The sequence below is a fragment of the Streptomyces sp. NPDC058195 genome (assembly GCF_042883525.1).
In the GTDB taxonomy this organism is placed as follows: Bacteria; Actinomycetota; Actinomycetes; order Streptomycetales; family Streptomycetaceae; genus Streptomyces.
Window position 1 is genome coordinate 1 of the sequence record NZ_JBHVVM010000069.1, and the last position, 3,565, is coordinate 3,565.

1 protein-coding gene is annotated in these 3,565 nt (G+C 71.5%); it reads right to left on the reverse strand.

Annotation, left to right across the window (positions count from 1 at the left end; genetic code table 11):
- Positions 1-3,419, reverse strand: a 3,419-nt coding sequence (locus ACFVWY_RS35470; RefSeq protein ID WP_389879030.1) for an amino acid adenylation domain-containing protein, incomplete at its 3' end; no start/stop codon positions are given.
- Positions 3,420-3,565 lie beyond the last annotated feature (146 nt).

A 3,565-nucleotide genomic window follows, 5' to 3' on the forward strand; every position in this document is an offset into this window, starting at 1 on the left:
AACCACAGCCGCTCCTGCCCGAACGACAGCGGCACCCGCTCCGGACGCGCCATCGCCCGCACCGCCGGACGCCCCGTGGCCGCACCGTCCAGCACCCGCGCGAGCCCCGCCACCGACGGCGTCTCGAACAGCTGCCGGATCGACAGCTCCACGCCCAGAACGGAACGCAGGCGCGACACCAGACGGGTCGCCAGCAGCGAGTGACCGCCCAGATCGAAGAAGCCGTCGTCGATACCGACCCGTTCCACACCCAGCACATCCGCGAACAGACCGCACAGGATCTCCTCGCGCGGCGAACGCGGACCACGGGCCAGCTCCGCCATGTCCCCGGAGTCCGGGGCGGGCAGGGCAGCCCGGTCGACCTTGCCGTTCGGCGTCAGGGGCAGCTCTTCCACCAGGGAGATCGCGGGCACCATGTGGTCCGGCAGGCGGTGGCCGAGTGCGGTTCGCAGGGCCGAGGGGGTGAGCTGCGCACCGGCCTCGGGAACGACACACGCGATGAGCCGCCGGTCCCCGGCCGATTCCTCCCGAACGGCGGCCGCGGCAGCCGCGACACCCTCGCAGGCGTTGAGCGCGGCCTCCACCTCGCCGAGCTCGATGCGGTAGCCGCGGACCTTGACCTGGTCGTCGGCACGGCCGACGAACTCCAGCACACCTCCGGCACGCCAGCGCACCACATCACCCGTGCGGTACATCCGCCCGCCACCCCACGGGCACGCCACGAACCGCTCCGACGTCAGCGCCGGACGGTCCAGATACCCACGGGCCAGCGGCTTCCCGGCCACATACAGCTCACCGGGCACCCCCACCGGCACCGGCCGCAGCGCACCGTCCAGCACATACACCCGCGTGTTCGGGAACGGCCGCCCGATCGGCACCGCACCCCGCGGCGTCGCGTCCCCCGGCTCCAGCCGCCACTCGCAGCAGTTGACCGTGGCCTCGGAGGGGCCGTACGCGTTGAAGACCGTCACGTCCGGGTGACGCTCGCGCCACCGGCCCAGCAGCTCGCCGGAGAGCGCCTCCCCGCCCACGAGCAGCGTCCGCGACGGCGCCACCGACGTGTCGAGCCCCTCCAGCAGCAGGAGGTGACTGGGCGTCATCTTCATCAGTGAGGCGCCCTCCGCCTCCGCCAGCTCACCCAGCCGCACGAACCCACCGGACACCAGTGGCGTGAACAGCGCCGTCACGGTCAGGTCGAACGAGACCGACGTGTGCACCAGGGTGCTCCCGTCGGCGCCGTCGTAGAGCTCTCGGTTGTGCAGCAGGTACGCACCCATGGAACGGTGCTGGACCATCACGCCCTTCGGGCGCCCCGTCGAACCCGACGTGTAGATCACATAGGCCACCGACGACAGGTCCGGCACCACGCCCAGCGGCTCCGGTGCGAGCGTGGCCAGTTCCGCCAGGACGTCCGGCTCGTCGAGCAGGACGACCGGAGTGCCCGTGACGGTCACGTCGTCGAGCGCGCCGCGCGTCGACAGGACCAGCACGGGTGCCGAGTCCTCCACCATGTAGCGCACGCGCTCGGCCGGGTACTCCGGGTCCACCGGCACGTACGCGCCGCCGGCCTTCAGGACCGCCAGCAGGGCGACGACGACCTCGGCCGACCGCGGCAGCGCCACCACCACACGCGACTCCGGCCGCACCCCACGCGACACCAGCAGACGAGCCAGCCGGTTCACCCGGCCATCCAGCTCCGCATACGACAAGGACACCTCACCGCACACCACCGCCGGAGCATCCGGCACCGCACGCACCTGCTCCTCGAACAGCACCGGCAACGACACCCCCGGCACCTCGACCGCCGTATCGTTCCACTCCTCCAGCACCCGGCGACGCTCATCCACCGCCAGCACATCCAGCCGCCCGACCGGAAGATCCGGCGAAGCCAGCGCGGCGTCCAGCACCTGCGCCAGGCGCGCGGCCAGGGCCTCGGCGGACACCGCGTCGAAGAGGTCCGTGCGGTAGTCGAGCACGCCGTGGATGCCGGCGGGTGCGCCGGTCTCGTCGCTCCGCTCGCCCAGGACGAACGACAGGTCGTGACGGGTGAACCCGTTGTCGATCTGCAGCTCCGTCACCGCCAGGCCGTCGGACTGCTCACCGGCCGTACCGGGCGCCACGTTGTTGAAGGTGAGCATGACCTGGAAGAGGGGGTGGCGGGAGAGGGAGCGTTCGGGGTTGATGATGTCGACGAGGCGTTCGAAGGGCAGGTCCTGGTGGGCGTAGGCCCCGAGGTCGGTCTCCCGGACGCGGGCGACGAGTTCACGGAACGTGGGGTCGCCGGACAGGTCGTTGCGCAGGACCAGGGTGTTGATGAACAGGCCGACCAGGTCGTCCACGGCGTCGTCGTTGCGCCCCGCGATCGGCGTGCCGATCGGCACGTCCGCCCCGGCACCGGAGCGGGACAGCAGCACGGCCAGCGCGGCCTGGGCCACCATGAACACCGTCGTGCCGGTCTGCCGCGCCAGGTCCCGCACCTTGGCGTGCGCTTCGAGAGAGAGCTCGAACTCGACCCGGCCGCCGGTGTGGGAGGGGGCCGCGGTGCGGGGGCGGTCCGTGGGCAGGGCGATCTCGTCGGGGAGGTCGCTCAGCTGGTTCTTCCAGTAGTCGATCTGCCGGGAGACCAGGCTGTCGGGGTCGTCCTCGGAACCGAGGAGCTCGCGCTGCCAGAGCGCGTAGTCGGCGTACTGCACCGGCAGCGCGGCCCACTGAGGGGCCTCTCCCGCCGTGCGGGCCGCGTATGCCCGCACGAAGTCTCCGCGCAGGGGGTGGATCGACTCGCCGTCACCGGCGATGTGGTGGATCAGGAGGAGGAGGGTGTGCTGGTCGGGGGCGGTCTCGAAGAGCGCGGCCCTGACCGGGATCTCGGTGGTCAGGTCGAAGCCATGACGTGCCGCTTCGGCGAGACGTCCGGACAGCTCGGACTCGGTCACGGACTCGATGTGCCACGGAACCCGAACATCCTCGCGGACGACCTGGTAGGCGCCCTCGGCGTCTTCCGCGAAGACGGTGCGCAGGCTCTCGTGCCGCTCCACCACGTCGCCGAGCGCGGCCCGCAGCGCCTCATGGTCGAGTGCGCCGGTCAGACGCAGAGCCAGAGGGATGTTGTAGGTCGGGTTGGGCCCGTCCAGACGGTCCAGGAACCACAGCCGCTGCTGGCCGAAGGACAACGGCAGCCGCTCCGGACGGCCACCCGCCCGCAGCACCGGACGCGCGTCGGACACCCGGTCCAGCACCCGCGACAGCCCCGCGACCGTCGGATTCTCAAACAGCTCCCGGACCGACAGCTCCGCACCGAGAACCCCGCGCACCCGGCTCACCAGCCGGGACGCCAGCAGCGAGTGACCGCCCAGATCGAAGAAACTCTCATCGATCCCGACCGCGTCCCGGCCCAGCACCTCACCGAACAGACCGCACACGATCTCCTCCCTCGGAGACCGCGCCCCGCGCAGCACCTCCCCCGACACCACATCAGGAGCCGGCAGGGCCCGCCGGTCAACCTTCCCGTTCGGAGTCAGCGGCACAGCGTCCAGCACCACCACCACCGACGGAACCATGTACTCCG